This window comes from Methylobacterium sp. Leaf88, from assembly GCF_001422795.1.
In the GTDB taxonomy this organism is placed as follows: Bacteria; Pseudomonadota; Alphaproteobacteria; order Rhizobiales; family Beijerinckiaceae; genus Methylobacterium.
In genome coordinates this window covers 37,937-62,071 of the sequence record NZ_LMMK01000004.1, presented here as the reverse complement: position 1 = coordinate 62,071, position 24,135 = coordinate 37,937, and the positions used below count along the sequence as shown (strand labels likewise).

Below are 24,135 nucleotides of genomic sequence, written 5' to 3'. Positions count from 1 at the left end.
CCGGCGCGCGAACCGGTCCTTGCGATCACCCCGGCTGGACGGCGTCGGGCCACGCCGCTCCGGTCCCCCGCGCGGTGGAGGGCGCCACCGCGATGCCCCCGTCCCTCACCGGGGAAAGGAGCACGCCCCGGGGGGGGCGCCGCCCGCTCAGTTGCCGCGGCTGGCGATCGAGGGCATCGACGGCTGGGTGTACTGGCGGTTGACGTCGCGGCGGGTCTGGGTGCCGTTGGTGTCGTTGGACTGGCGATAGTTGCTGGTGTCGAAGGCGTCGGAGAGACCGCTGCGCCCGCTCGGGCTGTCGGTGTTGCAGGCGCAGAGGCCGCCCAGGAGGGTGGCGGCGAGGGCGAGGGAAGCGAGGCGCATCGGGGCGGGTCCTGTGGCGAAAGCAGCGCCTGTGGTGCTGCCCGGGCCCCGCGCCCGTCAAGCGCAAGGCTAACGAATCGTCGCCGGTTCCTGCCGCACTGATGTCGCCGCGCCACGAAAATGCTCACCACCTCCGCAAGGAAGCGGCGGTTCGGGGGTGAAGATGGGGAATCGGGGCCCGCGCAGGCTGGCGCTTTGGCCGGGAACACGCGAGACATAGGGCCGATGAGCAACGTCGTCCCCTTCCTCCGCCGCCCCGCCGCTCCGCCGGTCGTCGTCACCGACGTGGTCGCCGTCGCCGACGACCTCTTCGCGCTCCTGGAGCAGCTGGAGCTCGTGAGCGCCCGGGCCGCCGCCATGGGACGACCGGCCCGCGAGGTCGAGCGGACGGTCCAGAACCTCCTCGACGCCGTGACGGCCGTGGAACGGGCCCTCGACTGCATCGGCGAGGGCGACGAGGCCGGACAGGCGCGCTGAGGTGCGACGGGCGCCATGGGCGCGCCTGGCCCCGGTCGGCCTCTCCGCCCGACCCGTTTCGGAGCACCCATTCTTCGGGTTCCCATCAAAACAACAAAATTGTCTCACCAGGGTCTACTTCTAGACAGACGGACGCGACGGCGCTGCGCTAGAGGCCGGAGAGACAGACGGTGAACACAGCGCACTGCATGGGCCCGGCCTCCGATCCATCGACGGGCAACCTTCTCCTCGACGGCCTCCGGCCCGAGGATCGCGCGCTTCTCGACCCCCATCTCGATCGCCTCTCCCGGGACCGCGGCGAAGCCCTGTTCCAGGCCGGCAGCGACGTCACCGCCATCGCCTTCCCGTGCCGGCAGACGGTGGTCACCCTCATCGTCGCCATGCGCGACGGCCGCAGCGCCGAGGTCGCCACGGTGGGACGCGAGGGCGCCGTGGGCGGCGTCGTCAGCAGCGGATTCCTGCCCGCCTCCACGAACGCCGTTGTGCAGATCGGCGGACCGGTCCTGCGCCTGGACGCCCTGCGCCTCCAGGAGGTCAAGCGGTCTTCCCCGGCCCTGCGCAACCTGTTCACCCGCTACGCCGACTGCCTGCTCGCCCAGGTCCTACAATCGGTGGCGTGCAACGCCCTGCACCCGATCGAGTCGCGCTGCCTGCGCTGGCTCCTGACCCTGCAGGACCGCATCGGCACCGACGTCCTGCCGGTGACCCACGAATTGCTCGCCACCATGCTGGGCGTCCAGCGGACCTACCTCACCCGGATCCTGCGGGCGCTGCAACAGCAGGGCCTCATCGAGGTCGGGCGCGGCCGCATCACCATCCGCACCGCGTGCTGGCGGAGACCGCCGCCTGCGAGTGCCACGGCGTCGTCCGGCGGCACTACGAAACGGTGCTCGGCGCGATCTACGCGCCCGGTGGCGCCCTCGTGGCGGTGGAGCCGCCCCCCGATCGGCGGGAGACGGATGCGCCGCGCGAACTCGCGATATCCGAATCGGCCTGACCCTCCCCTCCGCAGAGCTTCGATCCTCCGCCCGCCCCCGATGACGCAGCCCGCCGCAGACCAGCAGCCCGGCCAGGCCCCGGACGCGCCGCCCCCGGCCGCCGGGGACGGGACGTCTGCGGGCGGAGCCGTCTTCGAGCCCGCCGGCGATTCCCCCTTCGCCCCGTCCGACGCGGCGACGCTCCTGCGCCTCGCCGCGGACTCGGCGGGCCTCGGCCTCTTCGCCTACGACCCCGCCACCCGGACCCTCCGGGGCGACGCCGGATTCCGGAGCCTGCTCGGCCTCGCGTCGCCGGGGCCGGTCGCCGACGCGGACACCGTCCTGTCGGCCCTCGACCCCGGGGATCGCGCCGCGTTGGACCGGGCATTCGGCGCCGCCCTCGACCCGGCGGGGTCCGGGACGCTGGACTGCACGGTCCGGCGCGCGACCTCGACACGACCTCTGTGGATACGGGCGCGGGCGCGACGCGTGGTCGACCAGGACCGCCCCGCCCGCCTCGTCGGCACGGTGCAGGACGTCACCGAGGCGCGGGCGGCCGAGATCGCCGCGCGCGCCACCAACGACGCCGTCCGCGACTGGGACCTCGCCACCGGGGCCGTCCTGTGGAACGCCGCCCTGACCACCGCCTACGGCTGGGCGCCGTCGGAGGTCGTGCCGACCAGCGCCTGGTGGCTCGCCCAGATCCACCCGCACGATCGCCCCGGCGTCGCGGCCGGTCTCCAGGCGACCCTCGCCGGCGGCGTCGAGGCCTGGAGCCAGGAGTACCGGTTCCGGCGCGCCGACGGCACGTACGCGGAGGTCCTCGACCGCGGCTCCCTGGTCCGCGGCGCGGACGGGGCCCCCCTGCGGATGATCGCCGCGATGCTCGATCTGACCGAGCGCAACCGCGTCGGCGCCCAGTTCCGCGCGGTGTTCCAGGGCGCCAATATCGGCATCGTCCAGTTCGATCCGCGGACCGTGCGCGCCCTCGCGGTGAACGCCAAGCTCTGCGAGATCTGGGGGGCGCCGGAATCCGAGATCCTCGGCCATTCCCTCGCCCGCTGGACACCGCCCGAGGACGACGACGACCGGGCGGCGCTGCACGAGCGCCTCGCGACCGGGGCGACCCTGCAGCTCCGCCTGGAGAAGCGCTACCGGCGCATGGACGGGCGCATCATCTGGGCGCGGGTCAACCTGGTCTCGCAGCGCCTGGGCGGCGACGTCCACGCCACTGCGATGATCGAGGACATCACGGAGGAGAAGCGGGCCGATGCCCGCCGCGAGGCGCTGATCGCCCTCGGCGACCGCCTGCGCGACCTGCACACCCACGCCGACGTGGTCTCCGCTACGGCCGAGAGCCTGGGCCGGACCCTCCGGGTCGCCCGGGCGGGCTATGCCCAGGTCGATCCCGGCGGCCAGATCGCGTCGCTCAATCCGGACTGGACCGCCGAGGGGGACGCGGAGCCGACCTGCGCCGTCGGCCTGCCGACCGCATCTCGGTCGACCCTGGCCGCGAGCGTCGACCGTCTGGGGCGCGGCGACGTCATCAGCGTGGCCGATATCGCGGCAACCCCCGAACGCGTCGACGACCCGGAGGGCTATGGCCGGCTCGGGATGCGCGCCGTGATCAAGGTGCCGGTTCTCCGGCGCGGCCGCCTCGTGGGCATTCTCTACGTCCTCGATCGCCATCCCCGCGACTGGAGTGCCGGCGAGATCACGTTCGCGCGCGAAGTGGCGGAGCGCGCCTGGGGCGGACTGACCCGCGTCGAAGCCGACGAGCAGCAGCGCACGTTGAACCGGGAATTGAGCCACCGCCTCAAGAACACCCTCGCGATGGTCCAGGCCATCGCCTCGCAGACCCTGCGCAACGTCACCGACGTCGAGGCGGCCAAGGAAGCCCTGGCCGCCCGTCTCATCGCCCTCGGCAAGGCGCACGACATCCTGCTCGCCGGGGTGCACGAGAGCGCCGAGATGGAGGCGGTGATGCGCGGCGCCCTCTCGATACATGACGATCGGCAACCCGGTCGCTTTGACGTCGCGGGGCCCCCAGTGCTTCTCGGATCGAAGGCGGCCCTGGCCCTCGCGCTGATGCTGCACGAGCTGGCGACCAACGCCGCCAAGTACGGTGCGCTCTCGGTTCCCGATGGGCGGGTCAGACTCCACTGGAGCCTCGACCGGGACGCAACCGCGGGTGGAGCGACCGTTCGACTGATCTGGTCCGAAGCGGACGGACCGATGGTCGTACCGCCGACGCACAAGGGATTCGGGTCGCGACTGATCGAGCGCGGCCTCGTCGGCGCCGTCGGCGGCACGATCGAGTTGGATTATCGCCCCACCGGCCTCGTCTGCCGCGTGGTGGCACCTTTGGAAGGCTTCCAGTCCAGTGGCTGACCACCCGAGGACGTGACCGGGCCGCGCCTCCTGCGCGTAACCCACGCATTGCCGCTGCACCGCACCCTGCGCTAGAGGGCGAGACCATGTGGACACGCCTTGCCCATCCCGGTCACTTCCTGCGCTGGACCCAGCCCGTGATGCCCTGGCTCGCCGGGCTGTCGGGCCTGCTCCTCGGGGTCGGTCTGTATCTCACCTGGTTCGTCGTGCCGCCCGATTACCAGCAGGGCGAGACCGTACGGATCATGTACATCCACGTGCCGGCGGCCTGGCTCGGCGTCTTCTTCTACGGCGCCATGGCGATCTCGGCCATCGGAACCCTCGTCTGGCGTCACCCCCTGGCCGACGTCGCCCAGCGCGCCGCCGCGCCGATCGGAGCGGCGTTCACGCTCATCTGCCTCGTGACCGGGTCGCTGTGGGGCAAGCCCATGTGGGGCACCTATTGGGTCTGGGATGCGCGCCTGACCTCGATGCTCGTGCTGTTCCTGATCTATTGCGGGATCATCGCCCTGTGGCGCACGATCGAAGATCCGAACCGGGCCGCGCGTGCCATCGCCATCCTGACCCTGGTCGGCGCGGTGAACCTGCCGATCATCAAGTTCTCGGTGAACTGGTGGTCGACCCTGCACCAACCGGCCTCGATCATGCGCATGGGCGGATCGTCCATCGATCCCAGCATGCTCTACCCGCTGCTCGAGATGATCCTCGCCTTCACGATCCTCGGGGTCACCTTGCACCTCTATGCCATGCGCACCGAGATCCTGCGCCGGCGCGTTCGGGCCCTGACCCTGCGCGAAGCCGAACGCCTCGATGCCAGCCCGTCGTCCGTACGTGGGGCGTCGATCAGCCAGGAGCCGATGGGGCAGGCGCCGATCGGTCGGGTGGTTCAAAGCCTGTGAGCTCCGCGTCGATGCGGGCCGAAGAGACCGGCACTCCGGAAACCTCACTCGTGAAGTCCCGCCCATGACCCTTGGCCACCACGCCGGCTACATCCTCGGCGCCTATGCCTTCACCGCTCTGGTGATTGGCGGGCTCATCCTGCATGCCTTGCGCGATCATCGCGCCCGGAAGCGGGAACTGGATCGGCTGCAAGGCGAGGTGATAGACGGGTCGGGAGTCCGCTTATGAGCGCGCCCCAACCCTCGCTGCAGACTCCGGCACCGGTCCGGCGATCGCTTCTGGTCATCCTGCCGCTCGTCACCTTCGCAGTCCTTGCCGGAATCTTCTTTCTTCGCCTGCGCTCGGGCGCCGATCCCGCGGCCATTCCCTCTGCGCTGATCGGCAAGCCGGCGCCGGCCTTCACCCTTCCGGCGATGCCGGGCCTGATTGCGCAGGGCGCGCCGGTTCCCGGCCTCTCCCGTGCCGACCTTCTCGGCAAGGTCACGGTGGTCAACTTCTGGGCTTCGTGGTGCGCTCCCTGCCAGATCGAGCATCCGCAGCTCATGCGATTGGCGCGCGAGCCGGGCGTCCACTTGGTCGGCATCGACTACAAGGACACGCCGGAGAACGGACGTCGTTTCCTGACCCGGAACGGCGTTCCATTCCGAGCCGTGGGCCTCGATGCGGAGGGACGGACCGGGATCGATTTCGGCGTCTACGGAGTGCCGGAGACCTTCATCATCGGACCGGATGGGATCATTCGCGAAAAGCTCGTGGGAATTCTGACCCCGGAGAGCTATGCCGGCGTGCTCGACAAGATCCGATCCATCGGATCGGCGGCCTCCGTCCCGCGGTGACCCGGCGGGTGCTCAGCGCCCCGCGTGGATCAGGCGGCGATACTCCGCCTCGGGCACGCCGTAGCTGTCTCCTGCCGCGGCCTTGAGTTTGTCGCGGTCCAGCACTTGGACATGCGAGCGTCGAGCCTTGATCATGCCGGCCCCCTCAAGGCTATGGATCGCCGTCGTCACGCCGGGGCGGCGCACGCCGAGCATCGTCGAGAGGAACTCGTGGGTGACGGGGAACTCGTCTCCGTCCACCCGATCGTGGCACATCAGGAGTCAACGGGCGAGGCGTTCCTCCAGGGTATGACTGCCGTTGGAAAGCGCGGTTCCGGCGGTTTGTAGATGAGCCGCATAGGCATAATGCCCGACGATCCGCCTGAGGATCCGCCGTTCCTCAACGAGACGCCGGAATGCTGCGGCCTCGACCCGCACCGCGTCCCCCTCGATCTGCACGAAGGTCTCGTGGGGCGTCCGGTCGACATCGAGCAGTAGCGGGACCCCGACGATTCCTTCGGGACCGGTGATACACACCTCAATCCGCCGGCCCTCGGGTGTAGCGGCAACCTCCGAGGCGATGCCCGATTCAAGGAAATAGACGTGCGTGATCGATTTGTTGGCGGCGATCAGGATGTCCCGGCGCCCCAGCGCCACGCCTTCCGCAACGGATTGGATCGCCTCATAATCATCGGGGCTGAGGATGCTGAGGAGGTGATTTCGAACGTATCGCTGTGACGACACCGGCATGAAACGTAGCGGCTCGATAGAGCAGCCGTCGAACGTCTTGCTGCTCGGACAGGGGGACAGTCGTCTCTCATAGCCGGATCCAGGTCTGAAGGAACTGCACCGGAGGGCGTCTGTACTATGCCGTACAATTTCTTGGGCCAGGCATGTCTGTGCCTGCCCCAAACGGTACGCGATCGCACGGTCGAAAACGCGATCGCGAGCAGGATCAAACCGGATGGATCCGTGACTTCGAAGCTGCGGCGCTTCCTGATTTTTCGGATCACCATATGTCTTTTGGCGGTTGCGAATGTCGCGAGCAGTCCGTTCGACGAGGTCCCCTGCCTGAGGCAAGCCCAGTCGGACATCGCCCTGGAGATCACGGACCAATGTACCTTGATCCCGGATACGCAGGAGGTACTGGGTCGTGGCGGTTCCATTCGGTAATCACCTCGATGTCCTCACGCGACACGAGGGTTGAAGGGCGCCGCGAAGTGCGTGTCTTTGTAGAGGAGCCCCGGTCCCCTGGGTCTGCCATCTGAGGGTCCCGTCGTGGGTGCAGCCACGGGTAAGAATATCGAGAAGACAGGAAGGGATTCCGCGCCGATCACCGGTGAATGACGCGCCCGATGTCCGACTCGGCTGACAGGGCAATCACGGATGGAACCATGCCTCCGTCGGTTGTGGCTATATATTTTCAACTAAATCTATATTGATGTGTGACGTAACTCGTGATCCCCGTTTTCGATGAAGCACTCTATTTTTCTAGATAAGTGCTTCGTCTGATAACGGATGGAAATACAACTTGTTGTTCTCTTCACAATGCAGATTCGATATGGCATGTCCGCTTCGTCGCCCGAGGTAAGTCTGGGCTGCGGGTGACCTTGCGTTCGCACGCCCGCCTATTGATTGTCGGGGTTGTGACGTCGATCATTCTGCAATCCGAAGTTCGTAACCGCCTCCTTCGCGCGTTGCTGCCGCTCGAGTTCGAGCGTCTCCAGCCATCGCTGGTTCGTTGCTCATTCGAGCAAGGGGCCGTGCTCGAAGTCCCTGGCGAGCCGATTGCGGCCGTGCATTTTCCGGAGCCGGGCATGATCTCCGTGATCGCGCACACGCCCGACGGCGTTCAATCGGAGGCCGGGATCGTTGGGCCTGAGGGTATGATCGGCATTGCCTTGCTCAACGGTGTCGACAGAGCGCCGCACACCGCCTTCGTTCAGGTACCGTGTCGGACCCTGCGGATCGAGGCTGAGGCGTTCCGGACGGCATTGGCCGAGAGCCGGGCGCTGCAGGCGTACTTTCTGCGTTACGCTCAGGTCTACGCCGTGCAATTGGCGCAAGCCGGTCTCTGCAATGCGCATTTCACCATCGAGCAGCGCCTCGCTCGCTGGCTGCTGATGTGTCACGACAGAGCCGACCGGGAGGATCTGCCCCTGACGCACGAGACGCTTTCATTGATGCTCGGGGTCCGGCGCGCAGGCGTGACGACCGGGCTGCGCATGCTCGAACTCGCCGGTGCCCTGAAGATGCGCCGGGGCGGCATCGGAATCCGTGATCGTGCCGCCCTCCTGGCTGTCGCCGGAGCGTCCTACGGCGTTCCGGAGGCTGAGTATGCCCGTATCCTCGGCGAGGCCTGAGGAACGCCGTCGGCTCCGCGCGATATCAGGCGGAACCCGTATCCGGCGCCTTGCGCTCATGGCGCAGGAGGAGCGGAGTCTGGGCCAACGCGAAGGCGATAGTCAGCGGCATGATGCCGAAGACCTTGAAGCTGACCCAGAAATCCTCGGTCTGAGTTCGCCAGACGACCTCGTTGATAACCGCCAGGAAGAGGAAGAATACCCCCCAGCGGAAGGTCAACTTGCGCCATCCATCCTCCGTGAGGGCGAACATCGAATCCAGCACGACAGAGAGCAGGGACTTTCGGAAGGCGAGGCCACCCAGCAGCACGAGGCCGAACAGCGTGTTCACGATGGTCGGCTTCATCATGATGAAGGTCTTGTCTTGCAGCGCCAGGGTCAGGCCACCGAACACGACCACCACCACGCCCGAAACCAGGGGCATGATGGGCAGGCGCCGCATCAGCGCATAATGGACCGCCAGGGCCGCCAGGGTGGCGGCGATGAAGGCGCCCGTCGCCACGAACAGCTTCTGATCCGGGTGAACGCCGAGGCGTTCGGCGTAGGCGTTACCGAAGAAGAAGACCATCAAAGGCCCGAGCTCGAGGGCGAGCTTCAGGAGCGGAGGGAGATGGCGACGCGGGGGGATGGCTTCGATCTGCATGGTATCCGTCATATAGGGTTCCGGGTGGCGGCTTACCGCGACACGGCGCTTCAGGGCGAGCGCCGCGTCACCCGGCGTCCAGGCCCGCGATAGCCCGGGCGAAATCTCGAGCCGCGAAAGGCTCTAGGTCCTCGACGCCCTCGCCGACGCCGATAAAGTGCACCGGCAGGCCGAACTTCGCGGCGAGTGCCACCAGGATGCCGCCGCGGGCCGTGCCGTCGAGCTTGGTCATGACGAGGCCGGTTACGTTCGCGGCCTTCGAGAACAGCTCGACTTGGCTCAGTGCGTTCTGGCCCACGGTGGCGTCGAGAACGAGAAGTACCGCATGGGGCGCTTGCGGGTCGATCTTGCGGATCACCCGGAGAATCTTTTCCAGCTCCGCCATCAGGCCCGCCTTGTTCTGCAGCCGGCCCGCCGTGTCGATGAGGAGCACATCGGTTCCCTGCGCCTTGGCCGCCTCGTAGGCATCGAAGGCGAGGCCCGCCGCGTCCGCGCCCTGCGCCCGGGCGATGACCGGCGTCTGCGTGCGCTGGCCCCAGACCTTGAGTTGCTCGATCGCGGCAGCCCGGAAGGTGTCGCCGGCGGCCAGCATCAGGGAGTGCCCTTCTGCCTTGAGCTTCAGCGCGAGCTTGCCGATGGTGGTGGTCTTGCCCGCGCCGTTGACCCCGATCATCAAGATGACGAAAGGCTTCTTCGAGGCATCGATGCGAAAGGGAATCGCCACGGGGGTGAGCGCGCGCTCCACCTCCGCCGCCAGAATCTCGCGGACGGCATCCGGAGAGATACCCTTCTCGTAGCGGCCTTTGCCTACGGCCTCCGAAATCCGAGTCGCGGTTTCGATGCCGAAATCCGCCTGGATCAGGGCGTCTTCGAGCTCCTCCAGGGTGTCGGCGTCGAGCTTGCGCTTGGTGAACAGACCGGTGACGCGCTCGGTCAGGGCCGACGAGGTCCGCTTCATGCCCCCCGTCAGGCGGCTCCACCAGCCGCGCTTGGGCTCTTCGGAAGCCCCGTCGGGCTCCGGCATGAAAATCTGAGTCGAGACTTCGGGCTCGGGCTCAGGTTCGGGCAGTGGCGCTCGTGGAACTGCCTGTGCCGGCTCGGGCGCGAAGGCTTGGCTCGTCGTGTCGGCGGGCTCGGCCCCCCGAGCGGGATCGTCCCCGGCCGTACCGGCGGGCGGGCGCTCCTTGGCGCCTTCCACGGGCTGGAGGTCGGCGCCCTCGAGTTCGTCCGGGATCGCGTTCTTGTCCGGTGTCCCCTCACCCGGCTCGCCGGGTGGTGGCGGGACGTGGGAGACGTCCGTCGCGGCCGTGGCGAAGTCCGGTTGGCCCTCGGACAGCGAGGCGGGGGAGTCGACGGGCAGCGCAGCCGGTTCGACCACCGGCTCGACGACGGACTTTGGGGCCGGTTTGGGATCCGGCGGTTGAACCGGCACCGGAGCGGGCCGCTCCTCCTCCTTGGTGCCGAACATCTTGCGCAGCAGCCAGCCCGGCCTCTTGTCTTCGCTCATTCCCGCTTGCTCCCCGGACCCGGCATGGTTAGCGCAGGGCCATGCCCCCAGCCGATGCCCTCGTAACAGACATAGGCGCGCGCCTCCTCTACCGCGATGCCCTTGTGCTCGTCATCGACAAGCCGGCGGGTTTGCCGGTCCATCCCGGCCCGAAAGGCGGCGCCACTCTCACCGACCATCTCGACGCCCTGCGCTTCGGTCTGCCCCGCCGGCCGGAGGCAGCCCATCGCCTGGATCGCGATACTTCCGGCTGCCTCGCTCTCGGACGCCACGCCAAGGCCCTTGCCCGCCTGAACAGGCTCTTCGCCGCAAGCGGTACGGTCGAGAAGACCTACTGGGCCCTGGTCGAGGGCGGGCCCGAGACGGAGGCCGGTGAGATCGCCCTGTCCCTGGCGCGGCGCTCCGACGATCCCCGCTCCTGGTGGATGAAGGTCGACCCGGCGGGCGATGCCGCCCTCACCCGCTTCGCGGTCCTCGGGCGCGGCGGCGGCCTGACCTGGCTCGCCCTCTCGCCGGTCACCGGGCGGACGCATCAGCTGCGCGTCCACTGCGCCGCGATGGGCTTTCCCATCCTCGGCGACCCGATCTACGGCACCGCCCCCCGCAGCGGTGGCCCGGGCCTCCAGCTGCATGCCCGCGCGCTCACGCTCCCGCTCTATCCGAAGAAGGCCCCGATCCGGGTCGAAGCGCCGGCTCCGGGGCACATGCAGGCGGGGTTGGCCGTGTGCGGGTTCCGGGGACCGGACTCCGCTTAGTCGACCGGTCGGCTGCGATCCGTTTCGGCGGCGATGAGAGCCCGGCCGTCGTGCCCGACGATCGTCACGTCGGCGAAGATCCCGGGCGGTGTCCCGGATGGGAGCCGGACCGGCGTGAAGGCGTCCGTGCGGCCGAGACCGCCCCGTTCCGTGAGCACCCGGCGGGTCCGGCCCACCTCGCCGGCGAGATGGGCCGCGAGAGCGGCGTCGCCGGCGGCTCGCAGGCGTGCGGCGCGATCCCGGATGACGTCGCCGGGCACCGGTGGCATCCGGGCCGCCGGGGTGCCGGGCCGGGCGGAGTACGGGAAGACGTGGAGATGCGTCAGGCCGCACTCGGCCACGAGGTCGAGGGAGCGGGCGAACTGCGCCTCGGTCTCGGTGGGGAAGCCCGCGATCAGGTCGGCCCCGAAGACGGCGCCGGGGCGCAAGGCTCTGACCGTGTTGCAGAATCGGATCGCGTCCGTACGGGCGTGACGCCGCTTCATCCGCTTCAGGATGAGGTCGTCGCCGGCCTGGAGGGAGAGATGGAAATGCGGCATCAGCCGCGCCTCGCCGGCGATCGCCGCCATCAGCGCCGCGTCGGCCTCGATGGAATCGATGGAGGAGAGGCGCAGCCGGGCGAGGCCGGGCACCTGCCCGAGGAGGGTCTGTATCAGGTATCCCAAGCTCGGGGTCGCGTCGAGGTCGCGGCCATAAGCGGTCAGGTCGACCCCGGTGAGCACCACCTCGTGCCCGCCGGCCTCGACGATGCGGGCGACCTGATCGACCACATCCGAAACGGGCAGGGATCGCGAGTTTCCGCGCCCGAAGGGGATGATGCAGAAGGTGCAACGGTGATCGCAGCCGTTCTGGACGGGCACGAAGGCCCGGGTGTGCCCGGCGATTCCGGCGATCCGGGTCGGCGTGGCGTGGCGCACCGTCATGATGTCGTCGACGGCATTGCGCGCCTCCGGCCGGACCGGACGGGACCAGGTCTCGGCCCGGCCCTTGGCGTCGTTGCCGACGAGGCGCGCCACCTCCGGCATGGCCGCATAGGCGCCGGTCTCGACCTGGGCGCCGCAGCCGGTGACCACGATCTCGGCGCCGGGGCGTTCGCGGGCGAGCTTGCGGATGGCCTTGCGGGCCTGGCGCCCGGCCTCGGCGGTCACCGCGCAAGTGTTGACGATGACGAGGTCCGCGGAGGCCGCCCCCGCCGCCGCATGCCCGCGCATGACCTCGGACTCGACGGTGTTGAGGCGGCAGCCGAAGGTCAGGGTCTCGACCGCCATCTCAGGCGGCGTCTTCGGCGGAGAAGATCTCCGGCGGGAAGCTGCCGTCCCATTCCAGCGCCACCGGACCGGTCATCAGGACGTGGTCGTCGGCGCGCCACTCGATGACGAGGTCGCCGCCGGGCAGGCTCACCGTGGCGCCCCGGCCGATCATGCGCAGGCGCGAAGCGGCCACCACCGTGGCGCAGGCGGCGGTGCCGCAGGCCAGCGTCAATCCGGCGCCGCGTTCCCAGACCCGGAGCTTGATCCGGTCCGGACCCAGGACCTGGGCGACCGAGATGTTGGCGCGGTCCGGAAAGATCGGGTGGTTCTCCAGCATCGGGCCCATCCGGGCGAGGTCGTAGATGTCGGGATCGCGATCCACGAAGAACACCGCGTGCGGGTTGCCCATGTTCACGACCCCGGGCGAATGCAGCACCGGATCGTCGATCGGACCGATCTGCAGCTCGATCCGGCGGGTGTCCTGGAACGGCTCGGCCAGCGGGATCTCGGCCCAGGCCAGCTTCGGGCGGCCCATGTCGACGGTGAAGGAGCGCTCGGCGACGCGCTTGACACCCACCAGGCCGCCGCGGGTCTCCAGGAGGAGTTGCCCGCTCTCGGCCGGCCGGGCCATGGCGGGGTCGTCGAGCATCGCGTAGGCGACGCAGCGAGTGCCGTTGCCGCAGGCGCCGGCTTCCGAACCGTCGGTGTTGTAGATCCTCAGGGACGCGTCGGTGCCGGGCGTACGGGCATCGTGGATCACCATGAGCTGGTCGAACTGCGCCCGGGGATAGGCCGCGATGGCACGCGCCTCCCTGGCCGTGACCTGCGTCTGCGTGCCGCGCAGGTCCAGCACCACGATCTGGTTTCCGGCTCCGTGCATCTTCAGGAACCGTCGATGGGCAAGCTCGCTCATGCCGCCTTGTCTCTGTGTCGTGCGTCCGGGGGGCTCGAGATCGCGCGGGTCGACGGACCCCCACGAGGGCGACCGGCCCTGGTGGGGCTATAGGCCAAAGCGACCGCGCACGCACGGGGCCCGGCGCCGCGGCTGCGTTGCAGAAGCGCCGCGCCTTGCCGGCTTCGTGCGACGCGGCACCCGGGACGTCTCGCCGGCCGCAGGCATCGCGCCTAGTTTCTCCGCACGGGCCCAGGGGTGTGCGATTCGATGCGCCCCGCGCCGATCCGGAGCCACCGCCTTGACCCGTCCCCGCTTCTTGACCCGCTCCAGCCTCAAGCCGCTCGCCACGGTGCTCGCCGGGTGCGTCGCGCTGTCGACCGTCTGCGCCGCGAAACCGGCCCTGGCCCAGGCGGTCACGCCGCCGGCCGCGGCCAACCCGCTGCCGACCACCACCAACCCCGATCCGAAGACGCCCGGGACGGCGGACATCCCGGTGCCGGCCCAGGCTGGAGCGGCGCCCTCCGCCACGCCGACGGCCGGACCTCGGCAGACCCTGGTGGCCACCCCCGGCGACGCCAACGACGTCGACGAGGTCTCGCTACCCGCGAAGCCCGCAGCGATCCTCGCCGGGCGGACGAAGTGGGAGGAGGCGGTGCCGAGCCTCAAGGCCGCGTTCCAGCGCATCGAGGGCGACCTCGCCAAGGCCGGCATCCAGGCCGTGGGCCGGCCGATCGCGGTCTTCGCCAAGACCGACGACGACGGTTTCCAGTACGACGCGATGATCCCGATCGCCGCGATGCCGGACCCCAAGCCTGCCGAGGCCGACGGCCTGCGCTTCGGCACCACGCCGAGCGGCCGCGCCCTGCGCTTCCCGCACAAGGGCTCCTACGACGAGATCGACGGCACCTACGAGACCCTGACCGCCTACCTGGATGCCAAGGACATCGTCGTGCAGGACAAGTTCATCGAGGAATACGTCACGGACTTGAACGACAAGGCCGACGAGAAGCTCGACGTGAACATCTACGCCCTGCCGAAGTAGCGGGCGGTCAGGCCCGGACCGCGGCCGGTTCGGCCTCGCCGAGCCGGCCGTCGTTCCGCTGGATCACGCGCTCCGCCGCGCCGACGTCGTGGCCGCCAGCTCGCTGAGAGCCCCGACCGTCGAGGATAGCTGCACGGGCGGCCAGATCGGATGCGGGAGCCGCACCGCATCCTGGCTCAGGCCTCGAAGGCGAGCGCAGGGTTGCACGCGCTGTGAGCCGATTCGGGGACGTGGCAGGAATGGGGCCGTTCCCGCGCGCCGTCGGCGTGAGACCGTCCGGTCGCGGCCGGCTCAGAACAGGCTGGCCTGCCCGCCCGGCGCGGCGCCCGGGACCCGTTCCAGCGCCAGCAGGAAGCGCTTGATGTCGAGGCCGCCGGCGAAGCCCGTCAGGGTGCCGCCGGCCCCGATGACCCGGTGGCACGGCACGACGATGGGCAGAGGATTGGCGCCGTTGGCTGCCCCCACGGCGCGGCTGGCACCCGGCCGGCCGATGCTGCGGGCGAGTTCGCCGTAGCTGATCGTCTCCCCCGGCGGGATCTCGGTAAGCGCCTGCCAGACCGCGTGCTGGAAGGGCGTGCCGCGCGGTGCGAGGGCGAGGTCGAAGCGGATGAGGCGCCCGTCGAAGTAGGCTTCGAGCTGAGCGCGCGCCGGGGCGAAGGCGGTGTCGTCCCGGTGCCAGTCCGGACCCGGCATCACCGCGCCCTTGCCGCGGGGAAGGCCGATGCAGGCGAGGCGTTCGTCCGGGCCGGCGAGGACCAGCGGACCGATGGGGGTCGGCAGCATCGTGAAGCGCGTTGCGGGCATGGCGCGGCTCGTCGGCGAGGGACCTGACCTTCGCTCTCTTTCGGGTCGGATTTCCAGAGGTCACGCATTTTGCGCTCAAGATTGATTGGGACTGGTCGTCGGGCGACCGGACCCGTGCGTCGGGCAGATGCGGAGCGTCGCGTGACGCGTTTGGGCCAGTCATGCCAGCGATCTGCAACTCACAATTTAAATTTATCAACTCTTGGTTTTGGCGTTGATACTGGTTTTGGCGGAGTTGGACGATCTGCGCGATTTACCGTTCGGGTGGATTTCGCGCAAATTATTTGCGTAGGCGGAAGTACCTCGCCTAACAGGGGCCGCATCCTGGCACGCATCCCGACAAGAGCGCGCCGAAGGACGTGTCGGACGGTGGGGGCATCGCGGGCAAGTTGCCATGACGGGTCATACGCGTCCCGAGCCGGTCACCTGGCGCTCCCAGGGACGGTTCGTTGCCAGCATCGCCTCGATGCGACAACTTCAGCTGTGCAACGATCGCGGTGGACTCGCGATCGGTTTCGACGTCCTGCGTTCGACCATCCCCGACATCGCCATCGCCGGCAGTCAGACCGAGGCCTTCAGCCTGTGGGAGACTCGCTCGTCCAGCGGCTTCGTGACGAAACCGAAGTTCAACGCACAGCTGATCACGATCCGCTTCGTGACGAGCGGCCACATCATCTATCGGCGCCGATCCGGAGACGTCGACGGCGTTCCGACCCATGCGACCCTCGTCAATTTCAACGACCTGCGGGAGGTCCAGGCCTACGGCGCGTTCAGCGCGGTCAGCGGAACGTTCAGTGTCGATGTGCTGATGGCCGCCCATGCGGCCCTGACGGGCCGCAGCGATGGCACCCTGCCGGATCTCGCGCCCACGGCCTCCGTGGCGACCCCCGCCATGATGGCCTTGTTTCTCACCCTGCGGCGGGTTCAGGAGCAGATCCAGGCAATCGAGTGCCACGACGACCTGACCTTTCAGCTCCTCAAGGAGGTCCTGAGCTACCAGTTGCTGTCGGCCTGGCCCCAACGCGACGCTCCCGCGCCGTCCCAGGCGCAGGATATCCCCTCCCGCAGCCTCGGCCGGGCGCTCGACTACATCGAGGCGAATCTCTCGCGGGCCCTGACCCTGGCCGACATCGCGGCGGTGGCGGGGATCAGCGTGCGCTCGCTTCAGAACCGGTTCCGCCGGGACCTGGGGCGCACGCCGGTCCAGGTCATCCTCGAGCGGCGCCTGGCGCAGGTCCATCAGGACCTGATGTCACCCGCCAAGGCGTCCCTGTCCGTCGCCGACATCGCCCGCTCCTGGGGCTTCGTGCATATGGGCGACTTCGGCCAGCGCTATCGCCGCCAGTACGGCCGCACGCCGACGGAAACCCGCCGCACCGGCCGTGCCCTCTGAGGCGTCCGGAACGGCTTGGCGCCGGTGCCGGCTGCGGATCGGCCTTCACCATCCATCGGAGCGGCGATCAGGCGTTTCTATCGGGATCGCGCGCAACCGTATCATGTTTGCGAAAGTTTGACAGTTTCAGTCATTTGATAGAATTTCAGTCAGCGTCGTTTCGCCTGCAAGAGAACGCCGAAAACGCGATGGAGCTGCGGGGTAGAATTCGAATGTCTTGCGCGAAATTGATCGATCTGGAGCTGCGATCGCGGTCGTATCTGTTGCTGCAGCACAGTGCCAATAGTTCCGCTCCTCTTTTGCAAACCTTTCCTGATGTTGCCATCACACGTGTCGCCAGATGCCCTGTACTGAACCCACGCTTGCCTGGCTGGAAAACTTGAATCGGGACCGAACCGTCGCGCCGCGAGTCTTCCCCAAGGGAGCCGGTCCGGGCACAGGGGACGCGCCGCCCGCGTCGATCGCCATCGCCGATCCGACGGGCCTCGAGGACGAATTGCAGAGGCGTCTCGGCCAGATCGTGTTCTCGACCCTCTGCGAGGAGCTCGGCAGGTCGGCCCTGCTGTCGGTGGAGCGTGACATCGCCGCGACCGGGAGCCTGACGCCCGATCATCTCCGGGCCGCGCGAGCCCTGCTAAACTGGTCGATGTCCGATCTCGCCCTGGAGAGCGGCCTCTCGATCTCGACGATCAAGCGCATCGAGCTGGAACCGCAGGACGTCGCCCGGCGCAGCTACCGCCTCGTGGTCGACACCCTGCGGGGCGGAGGCATCCGCTTCGTCACCCTCGACGGCGGCACGATCGCGGTGGCCAAGGCCAAGCGCACCACCCCGCCGGTATCCGCGCTTCCGGCACGGATTCCCGGCCACGCGGGCTGAGGCGCGGCGTCCCGCTCAGAACAGCGGGATGTCGTGATGCGCCAGCCCCGCATGCGGGGCCTGATGCGGGGCGACGTCGATGCCCGCGCCGGGATCGGTCCCGTCCGCGGGATCGCCGGTCTCGTGCAGTCGAGGCGCCGGGGCGCCGGCCATCATGGCCGTGGCCTCGACGCGCAGGTCGGCGGCCGGATCCCGCAGTCCCTGGGCCCCCTCTACGAACACGAAGCTGTCGGTGCCGGCTTCGCTCGCGAGCGAGCGGTGGGCATCACTGCCCGCGGGGTCCCCGTGCCCCTGCTGCCCACCGGCGTGGTGGTTGGGTCCGACCGGCGTGGCGGTGCCGTCCTCACCGGGGGGCGTCGTCGTGAGGGGCGGCGGCGTGGCGGAGGGAGGCGTGGCGGAGGGTGGCATGGGCGGTGTCGGCTCGGGCAAGACCGCCGCGTCGCCGGGGCCGTCATCGCGCAGGATGCCGTCATCGTGCATGACCTGGCCGGGCAGAACGCCCTCGGTGTCGACGCCGATGAGATCGAGCTTGGCGACGTAGCTTCCCATCCCGGCCGCCTCGGCCTTGGCGTGGACATCGGCGACCTTCTGCGCCCCGGTCACGTACTCGATCGCGACGACGTCCTTGCCGGCATCCTGGGCGATCTTCAACTGGTCGAGGCTCGCCTGCGTCTCGGCGGCGGGCCGCTTCGCGGAGCCGTCATCGTTGTAGAACAGGTTCTCCTTGAACAACCCGTCGATGCTGTCGACGTAGGCTTTGTCCGTCAGCAGGTCCTCCGCTCCGTTGACCCAGACCTTGAAGGTCGGGGCCTGGGCCTTGGCATAGGCGCTCAACGCCTGGACCAGCGTCCGCATCGCGCCGGCGGCGTCGCCCCCGGGCGCATGCGCCTGGCTCCAGGGCAATTCGAACGCATCGACCACGTCGAAGTAGATGCCGTCATAGCCCGCCTGGACCATCCGATCGATGGCGGCTTCGGCGACGGCCTTCCACTCCGGCGTCCAGTAGGCGACTTCGAAATCGCCCGCCCAGTTCGGGTCCTCGGGTCCGAGGGCTCCGCTCGGGATCGTGGCGAAGTAGTCCCGGTAGGCCTCGGCCTCCCCGAGGCTGAAATAGCCGAGGAGCAGGGCCTGGCCCGGGCCGCCGCCCATCTGCTGCACCTCGGCCGGCGTGAACATCCGCCCGTCATCGGTGTAGGCCTCGACCACCTTCACGTCGAACGGAGCAGCCGCGATCACCGCCGGATCGACGCCTTGCAGGACATACATGGCCGTCTTGGGCATCGCCGTGCCTCCCTGGGGTTTTTCCGAGATCTCGGATGGTGATGCGTCAGGGCGTGCGCGCGCCGGGCCCCTTCGGGTCTCGGGATCGGGCGCCCCGTGGCCGGCGTCCTAGTCGGTGGGGGCCAGATCGTCCGCGGACCAGGTCTCACGGATGTTGCCCACGTCGATCTCGTAGGCTTCGCCCAGGTTCCAGACGCCCACGACGGCTCCCACGCGGCCATCGGGTAGGCGTACCAGGTCGAGATGGATGAAGGGGGAAGGGGTCACGGGCGCGTCCTCCAGCGTCTTCGCCCACGGATTGCGCCCTCTTCGAACCCGAATATCAGTTCGTGCGGCGACGCCGTGGCGATCAATATGGATGACAATTGATATAGATATTTCTTCCTGCCGTATTGGTATAGCGTTGATCTTAGACGTTTATGGGATTGGCGTCAAAACATGCTGTTCCGGGGGGGGCGACCGCTGCGCCTGGACGCGTTCGGCCTCCGGCGTCCCGCCCGGCCGGTTCAGACCGGCGGCGTGTGGCGGAAGCGGGCCGCGATGGGGCACTGGGATGTATTCCACGGCAATCAACAGCATCGCTGTCTGTTGATTTTTGTAAAGTCAAGTTCCAGCCACAATCCTGGAGAAGGCTATGTCTCCGGCTGTTTCAGTGGAGGCTGGCATGACAGTGACGATCTTTGACCCTCTGACTGGGAAGATGGTGACGATCACGCTGCCCGACTGGCGATAGGCCGAGGGCTCTGTCGAGCGGACGTCACCCGGAAGGGGCGCGCCCGTCCCGGGTGGGCCGGGAGCGCGATGGGCGGTCCCTACTCTGCCGCCTCGCTGTAGGAGTCCACCGGCGGGCAGGCGCAGACGAGGTTGCGGTCGCCGTAGGCGTTGTCGACCCGGTTGATCGGGGGCCAGTATTTGTCCATCCCCAGACTTCCGCTCGGGAAACAGGCCGCCTCGCGGGAATAGGGGCGTTCCCAGGCTCCCACGAGGTCCCGCACCGTGTGGGGCGCGTGCTTCAGGGGATTGTTGGCCCTGTCCATCCGCCCGTCCTCGATGGCGCGGATTTCCTCGCGGATCGCCAGCATGGCCTCGCAGAAGCGGTCGATCTCGCCCTTGGTCTCGGATTCGGTGGGCTCGATCATCAGGGTGCCGGCCACCGGCCAGGACATGGTCGGCGGGTGGAAGCCGCAATCGATCAGGCGCTTGGCGATGTCCTCGACGCTGACACCCGCGCTCTTCTGGAACGGCCGCACGTCGATGATGCACTCGTGCGCCACTCGGCCCTGGGCGCCTGAATACAGCACCGGGTAGGCGCCCTTCAGCCGGGCCGCGATGTAGTTGGCGTTCAGGATGGCGATGCGGGTCGCCTGGGTCAGGCCGCGCCCGCCCATGAGCAGGCAGTAGCTCCAGGAGATCGGCAGGATCGAGGCCGAGCCGTAGGGCGCCGCCGAGACCGCACCCGCCTCTCCGGTGCGCGGGTCGGAGGGCAGGAACGGGATCAGGTGCGCCTTGACGCCGATCGGTCCCATGCCGGGGCCGCCCCCGCCATGGGGGATGCAGAACGTCTTGTGCAGGTTGAGATGGCTGACGTCGGCCCCGATATCGCCGGGGCGGGCGAGGCCCACCAGGGCGTTCAGGTTGGCCCCGTCGAGGTAGACCTGTCCGCCGTGGCCGTGGACGATGTCGCAGATCGCGCGCACCTGCACCTCGAACACCCCGTGGGTCGACGGATAGGTGATCATGCAGGCGGCGAGCGTCTCGGAATGCAACTCGGCCTTCCGGCGGAAATCGTCGAGGTCGACGTTGCCCTGCGCGTCGGCGCCCACCACCACGACGCTCATGCCGCACATCTGCGCCGAGGCCGGGTTGGTGCCGTGGGCCGAGGACGGGATCAGGCAGACGGTCCGGTGCGCGTCGCCCCGCGCGCGGTGATAGGCCCGGATGGCCAGGAGCCCGGCATACTCGCCCTGAGCCCCGGAATTCGGCTGCATCGAGATCGCGTCGTAGCCGGTGATGGCGCAGAGCTTTTCGGACAGATCTCCGATGAGGGCCTGGTACCCTTCAGCCTGGTCCGCCGGCACGAAGGGATGGATCTCCGAGAATTCCGGCCAGGAGATCGGCAGCATCTCGGCGGTGGCGTTGAGCTTCATCGTGCAGGAGCCGAGTGGGATCATCGCCCGGTCCAGCGCCAGGTCCCGGTCGGCGAGGCGGCGCATGTAGCGCGTCATCTCGCTCTCGGCCCGGTTCATGTGGAAGATCGGGTGCGTCAGGTAGGGGGAGGTCCGCACCAGCGCGGCGGGCAGGCGGTGCTCCGGCCAGGCCTCGTCATAGGCCGGGTTCTTCGCCCCGAAGGCGCGCCAGACGGCCTGGAGGATGTCGGGCCGGGTGCGCTCGTCCACCGTGATGCCGATGCGGTCGTCGCCCACCGTCCGCAGGTTGACGCCGTTGGCCACCGCCTGTCCGAGGATCAGGCCCTGGAAGGCGCCGACCCGCACGGTGATCGTGTCGAAGAAGTGCTCCGGCTCCACCGTGAAGCCGAGGGCCTCCAGCCCGGTGGCGAGGCGCACGGCGTCGCGATGGACCCGCGCCGCGATGGCCTTCAGCCCGCGCGGGCCGTGGAAGACCGCGTACATGCCGGCGATGACCGCGAGCAGCACCTGCGCGGTGCAGATGTTCGAGGTCGCCTTCTCGCGGCGGATGTGCTGCTCGCGCGTCTGGAGCGCGAGGCGGTAGGCGCGGTTGCCGCGGGCATCCACCGAGACCCCGACGAGGCGGCCCGGCAGGGTGCGCTTGTGCGCGTCCCGGGTCGCCATGTAGGCGGCGTGCGGCCCGCCATAGCCCATCGGCACGCCGTAGCGCTGCATCGAGCCGACGGCGATGTCCGCGCCCATCTCGCCCGGCGATGTGAGCAGCGTCAGTGCCAGGGGGTCGGCCGCCACCACCGCGACCGCGCCGGCCGCGTGCAGGTCGGCGATGGGCCGGGTCAGGTCGCGGATGCCGCCGCAGACGCCGGGATACTGGAAGATCGCCCCGAAGACCTGGGCGGGGTCGAGGTCCTTGGCCGGATCGCCGACCACGACGGTCCAGCCCAGCGGCGCGGCGCGGGTGCGCAGCACCGCGATGGTCTGGGGCAGGCACTCGGCATCGACGAAGAACGCGGTCCGGCCCGTGCCGGCGATGCGCTGCGCCATGCCCATGGCTTCCGCCGCGGCGGTGGCCTCGTCGAGCAGCGAGGCGTTGGCGATGTCGAGGCTGGTCAGGTCGCAGACCAGGGTCTGGAAGTTCAGGAGCGCCTCGAGCCGTCCCTGGCTGATCTCCGGCTGGTAGGGCGAGTAGGCGGTGTACCAGGCCGGGTTCTCGAAGATGTTGCGCTGGATCACCGGCGGCATGGTGGTGCCGTGGTAGCCTTGCCCGATCAGCGAGACGAGGAGCCGGTTCTTGTCGGCGATGCCCCGCATGTGCTCGATCACCCGGCGCTCGGTCATGGCGCCCCCGAAATCGAGGCGCTCCTCCTGCCGGATGTCGGCCGGCAGGGTCTCGTCCATCAGGGCATGCAGGCTCGCGGCGCCAACGACGCCGAGCATCGCCTCGATTTCCTGCGTCGTCGGGCCGATGTGGCGGCGGTTGGCGAAGTCGTAGGGGTCGTAGCGGTCGGTGGTCATGGGGGACCTCGGATTGTGAATGATCTGGACTGTGCCGTCGCATCCCTTCTCCCCTCAGCGGGAGAAGGTGGCCCGCGCAGCGGGTCGGATGAGGGAAGCGCCGTATTCGGAGAGGTTGCCCCCTCTCCCGCCCACTCCGTGGGCACCCTCCCCCGCTGAGGGGGGGAGGGTAAGCGGCGGCGCTACTTCGCGAACTCGGCGTAGGCGGCCGCGTCCATCAGCCCCTCGAGGCTGGCCGGATCGTCGAGGCGGATGCGGTAGAGCCACCCGGCGCCCTGCGGGTCGGTGCCCACGCTGGACGGGTCGGCCACGGCCGCCTCGTTGACCTCGGTGACCTCGCCGGAGACCGGCGCATAGACGTCCGAGGCCGCCTTGACGGACTCGACCACCGCCGCGGCCTCGCCCTTGGACAGCTTCGCGCCGACCTTCGGCAACTCGATGAAGACGAGGTCGCCGAGCTGTTCGGCGGCGTGGGTGGTGATGCCCACCGTGGCGACGTCGCCGGTGCAATCCAGCCACTCGTGCTCGTCCGTAAACTTCCGCATGGCTTTCTCCTGGTTGTTGGCAAAGGGGGGGACGGAACGGGCCCGATCAGGCGCGCTTGAAGCCTGCCGGAACGAAGGGAAGAGCCGAGACCGCGACGGCGAGGCGCTTGCCGCGCACCTCGGCGAAGACGCGGGTGCCGGGGGCGGCGAGGGCGGCCGGCAGGTAGCCCATGGCGATGGGGGCCTGCAGGCTCGGCCCGAAACCGCCGGACGTCACCTGGCCGACCGCCGCGCCGGTCTCGTCTGCGAAGAGCGGCGCGCCGGCCCGCACGGGGGTGGGCCCCTCGGGGCGCAGGCCGACGCGCTTGCGCGCCGGGCCGGCCTCCAGGGCGTCGAGGATGCGCCCCGCGCCGGGAAAGCCGCCGGCCCGGGGCCCGCCACGGCGGCGCACGTTCGGAATGGCCCAGGACAGGCCGGCCTCCACCGGGTCGATGCCGGGGTGGATGTCCTTGCCGTGCAGGCACAGCCCGGCCTCGAGGCGCAGGGAATCGCGGGCGCCGAGCCCGACCGGCAGCACGTCCGGATCGGCGAGCAGCGCCTCGGCCAGGGCCTCCGCCCTGTCCTCCGGTACCGAGATCTCGAAGCCGTCCTCGCCGGTATAGCCGGAGCGTGTGACGATGGCGGAGGCGCCCAGCAGCTCGAGCATCCGCACGTCCATGAAGCGCATCCCGGCCACCTCCGGTGCGAGGCGCGCCAGGGCCGCCTCCGCGCCCGGCCCCTGCAGGGCGACGAGGGCGCGGGCCAGCACGGTCACCGTGCAGGTGTCGGAGAGATTCGCGCGGAGATAGGCCGCGTCGTCGACCTTGTTGGCGGCGTTGACCACGAGGAAGAGGCTGTCGCCGCAATGGGCGACCATGAGGTCGTCGCGGATGCCGCCCGACGCATCGAGGAGGAGCCCGTAGCGCTGGCGGCCCGGCTTCAGGCCCAGGACATCGATGGGCAGGAGGGTTTCCAGGGCGCGCGCCGCGTCGCCCACATCGCCCGAGTGCGGGGTGAGCCGGATCTGGCCCATATGCGACACGTCGAACAGGCCGGCCTGGGCCCGCGTGTGCAGGTGCTCCTTGAGGAGGCCGGCCGGGTACTGCACCGGCATGGCGTAGCCTGCGAAGGGGACCATGCGGCCGCCATGACGCAGGTGCAGGGCATGCAGGGGTGTGCGGGCAACATCAGGGGACATCGGATCACTCCACGACGAACA

23 protein-coding genes and 1 pseudogene are annotated in these 24,135 nt (G+C 69.1%); 11 read left to right on the top strand and 13 right to left on the bottom strand.

What is annotated here, in order from left to right:
• Nucleotides 1-147 precede the first annotated feature (147 nt).
• Entirely contained in the window at nucleotides 148-363 is a 216-nt protein-coding gene (locus ASF20_RS02340) for a hypothetical protein (RefSeq protein ID WP_056220003.1), read from the bottom strand.
• Nucleotides 364-588: 225 nt separating this feature from the next.
• On the opposite strand from ASF20_RS02340, the gene ASF20_RS02335 reads away from it, so the two are divergent.
• The 6 genes and pseudogenes from ASF20_RS02335 (at nucleotide 589) to ASF20_RS02310 (ending at nucleotide 5,944) form a co-directional block, all read left to right on the top strand.
• A complete protein-coding gene (locus ASF20_RS02335) occupies nucleotides 589-840 on the top strand; it encodes a hypothetical protein (protein ID WP_056220000.1) in 252 nt (83 codons plus the stop codon).
• 188 nt (nucleotides 841-1,028) lie between these two features.
• A pseudogene (locus tag ASF20_RS02330) lies at nucleotides 1,029-1,837 on the top strand (Crp/Fnr family transcriptional regulator).
• Entirely contained in the window at nucleotides 1,800-4,208 is a 2,409-nt protein-coding gene (locus tag ASF20_RS02325; RefSeq protein ID WP_348271540.1) for a PAS domain-containing protein, read from the top strand. The pseudogene ASF20_RS02330 and the gene ASF20_RS02325 overlap by 38 nt, the downstream one beginning before the upstream one ends.
• 86 nt (nucleotides 4,209-4,294) lie before the next feature.
• Nucleotides 4,295-5,107 (top strand): heme ABC transporter permease, encoded by an 813-nt coding sequence (locus ASF20_RS02320; protein WP_056219994.1) that lies wholly within the window; start codon nucleotides 4,295-4,297, stop codon nucleotides 5,105-5,107.
• 64 nt (nucleotides 5,108-5,171) lie between these two features.
• Entirely contained in the window at nucleotides 5,172-5,336 is a 165-nt protein-coding gene (gene ccmD, locus ASF20_RS02315) for a heme exporter protein CcmD (protein ID WP_056270397.1), read from the top strand.
• Entirely contained in the window at nucleotides 5,333-5,944 is a 612-nt protein-coding gene (locus tag ASF20_RS02310) for a DsbE family thiol:disulfide interchange protein (protein ID WP_056270393.1), read from the top strand. The genes ccmD and ASF20_RS02310 overlap by 4 nt, the downstream gene beginning before the upstream one ends.
• 12 nt (nucleotides 5,945-5,956) lie before the next feature.
• On the opposite strand, the gene ASF20_RS24800 is transcribed toward ASF20_RS02310, so the two are convergent.
• Both ASF20_RS24800 and ASF20_RS02305 read right to left on the bottom strand, forming a co-directional pair.
• Complete coding sequence (locus ASF20_RS24800) at nucleotides 5,957-6,199, bottom strand: helix-turn-helix domain-containing protein (protein WP_348271539.1); 243 nt, start codon at nucleotides 6,197-6,199, stop codon at nucleotides 5,957-5,959.
• Nucleotides 6,200-6,205: 6 nt separating this feature from the next.
• Nucleotides 6,206-6,673 (bottom strand): Crp/Fnr family transcriptional regulator, encoded by a 468-nt coding sequence (locus ASF20_RS02305; protein ID WP_244476300.1) that lies wholly within the window; start codon nucleotides 6,671-6,673, stop codon nucleotides 6,206-6,208.
• An 896-nt stretch (nucleotides 6,674-7,569) separates the two neighbouring features.
• Here ASF20_RS02305 and ASF20_RS02295 point away from each other — a divergent pair.
• Nucleotides 7,570-8,286: a Crp/Fnr family transcriptional regulator gene (locus tag ASF20_RS02295; RefSeq protein WP_244472508.1), complete on the top strand. Its 717-nt coding sequence runs from the start codon at nucleotides 7,570-7,572 to the stop codon at nucleotides 8,284-8,286.
• A gap of 25 nt (nucleotides 8,287-8,311) precedes the next feature.
• Here the strand turns inward: ASF20_RS02295 and ASF20_RS02290 are convergent, their stop codons facing one another.
• Both ASF20_RS02290 and ftsY read right to left on the bottom strand, forming a co-directional pair.
• Complete coding sequence (locus tag ASF20_RS02290; RefSeq protein WP_056220417.1) at nucleotides 8,312-8,929, bottom strand: septation protein A; 618 nt, start codon at nucleotides 8,927-8,929, stop codon at nucleotides 8,312-8,314.
• Between the two features lie 67 nt (nucleotides 8,930-8,996).
• Nucleotides 8,997-10,436, bottom strand: a complete 1,440-nt coding sequence (ftsY, locus tag ASF20_RS02285; protein WP_056219981.1) for a signal recognition particle-docking protein FtsY — start codon at nucleotides 10,434-10,436, stop codon at nucleotides 8,997-8,999.
• 41 nt (nucleotides 10,437-10,477) lie between these two features.
• Here ftsY and ASF20_RS02280 point away from each other — a divergent pair, with 41 nt between their 5' ends.
• The gene (locus tag ASF20_RS02280; protein WP_056270386.1) at nucleotides 10,478-11,191 is read left to right on the top strand and encodes an RluA family pseudouridine synthase; all 714 of its coding nucleotides are present in this window, start codon (nucleotides 10,478-10,480) and stop codon (nucleotides 11,189-11,191) included.
• Here ASF20_RS02280 and mtaB read toward each other — a convergent pair.
• Together mtaB and dapF are read right to left on the bottom strand one after the other, a co-directional pair.
• Nucleotides 11,188-12,459, bottom strand: coding sequence for a tRNA (N(6)-L-threonylcarbamoyladenosine(37)-C(2))-methylthiotransferase MtaB (gene mtaB / locus ASF20_RS02275; RefSeq protein WP_056270383.1), 1,272 nt, complete (start codon nucleotides 12,457-12,459; stop codon nucleotides 11,188-11,190). The two genes, ASF20_RS02280 and mtaB, sit on opposite strands and share 4 nt — an antisense overlap.
• A 1-nt stretch (nucleotide 12,460) precedes the next feature.
• Nucleotides 12,461-13,354: a diaminopimelate epimerase gene (gene dapF, locus ASF20_RS02270; RefSeq protein WP_056270380.1), complete on the bottom strand. Its 894-nt coding sequence runs from the start codon at nucleotides 13,352-13,354 to the stop codon at nucleotides 12,461-12,463.
• Nucleotides 13,355-13,706: 352 nt separating this feature from the next.
• Between dapF and ASF20_RS02265 the strand changes: the two genes are divergently transcribed.
• Nucleotides 13,707-14,378 carry a GyrI-like domain-containing protein gene (locus tag ASF20_RS02265; RefSeq protein WP_244476311.1) on the top strand — a complete coding sequence of 224 codons (672 nt, stop codon included), beginning with the start codon at nucleotides 13,707-13,709 and terminating at the stop codon, nucleotides 14,376-14,378.
• A gap of 291 nt (nucleotides 14,379-14,669) precedes the next feature.
• Here the strand turns inward: ASF20_RS02265 and ASF20_RS02260 are convergent, their stop codons facing one another.
• Nucleotides 14,670-15,182 carry a methylated-DNA--[protein]-cysteine S-methyltransferase gene (locus tag ASF20_RS02260; RefSeq protein WP_056270376.1) on the bottom strand — a complete coding sequence of 171 codons (513 nt, stop codon included), beginning with the start codon at nucleotides 15,180-15,182 and terminating at the stop codon, nucleotides 14,670-14,672.
• 466 nt (nucleotides 15,183-15,648) lie between these two features.
• Between ASF20_RS02260 and ASF20_RS02255 the strand changes: the two genes are divergently transcribed.
• The gene (locus ASF20_RS02255; RefSeq protein ID WP_162242605.1) at nucleotides 15,649-16,575 is read left to right on the top strand and encodes a helix-turn-helix domain-containing protein; all 927 of its coding nucleotides are present in this window, start codon (nucleotides 15,649-15,651) and stop codon (nucleotides 16,573-16,575) included.
• Between the two features lie 379 nt (nucleotides 16,576-16,954).
• Entirely contained in the window at nucleotides 16,955-17,452 is a 498-nt protein-coding gene (locus ASF20_RS02250) for a helix-turn-helix transcriptional regulator (RefSeq protein WP_056270370.1), read from the top strand.
• 15 nt (nucleotides 17,453-17,467) lie between these two features.
• Here ASF20_RS02250 and ASF20_RS02245 read toward each other — a convergent pair whose 3' ends face one another.
• The 5 genes from ASF20_RS02245 to gcvT all read right to left on the bottom strand — a co-directional run bounded on the left by ASF20_RS02245 (nucleotide 17,468) and on the right by gcvT (nucleotide 24,114).
• Nucleotides 17,468-18,733 (bottom strand): endo alpha-1,4 polygalactosaminidase, encoded by a 1,266-nt coding sequence (locus ASF20_RS02245; protein ID WP_056270365.1) that lies wholly within the window; start codon nucleotides 18,731-18,733, stop codon nucleotides 17,468-17,470.
• Nucleotides 18,734-18,841: 108 nt separating this feature from the next.
• On the bottom strand, nucleotides 18,842-19,000 hold the full coding sequence (locus tag ASF20_RS23760) for a hypothetical protein (RefSeq protein WP_156375565.1): 159 nt from the start codon (nucleotides 18,998-19,000) through the stop codon (nucleotides 18,842-18,844).
• Nucleotides 19,001-19,545: 545 nt separating this feature from the next.
• Complete coding sequence (gene gcvP / locus ASF20_RS02240; protein ID WP_056270361.1) at nucleotides 19,546-22,392, bottom strand: aminomethyl-transferring glycine dehydrogenase; 2,847 nt, start codon at nucleotides 22,390-22,392, stop codon at nucleotides 19,546-19,548.
• A 182-nt stretch (nucleotides 22,393-22,574) separates the two neighbouring features.
• On the bottom strand, nucleotides 22,575-22,937 hold the full coding sequence (gene gcvH / locus ASF20_RS02235; protein WP_056270357.1) for a glycine cleavage system protein GcvH: 363 nt from the start codon (nucleotides 22,935-22,937) through the stop codon (nucleotides 22,575-22,577).
• A gap of 46 nt (nucleotides 22,938-22,983) precedes the next feature.
• Nucleotides 22,984-24,114: a glycine cleavage system aminomethyltransferase GcvT gene (gcvT, locus tag ASF20_RS02230; protein WP_056270353.1), complete on the bottom strand. Its 1,131-nt coding sequence runs from the start codon at nucleotides 24,112-24,114 to the stop codon at nucleotides 22,984-22,986.
• Nucleotides 24,115-24,135 lie beyond the last annotated feature (21 nt).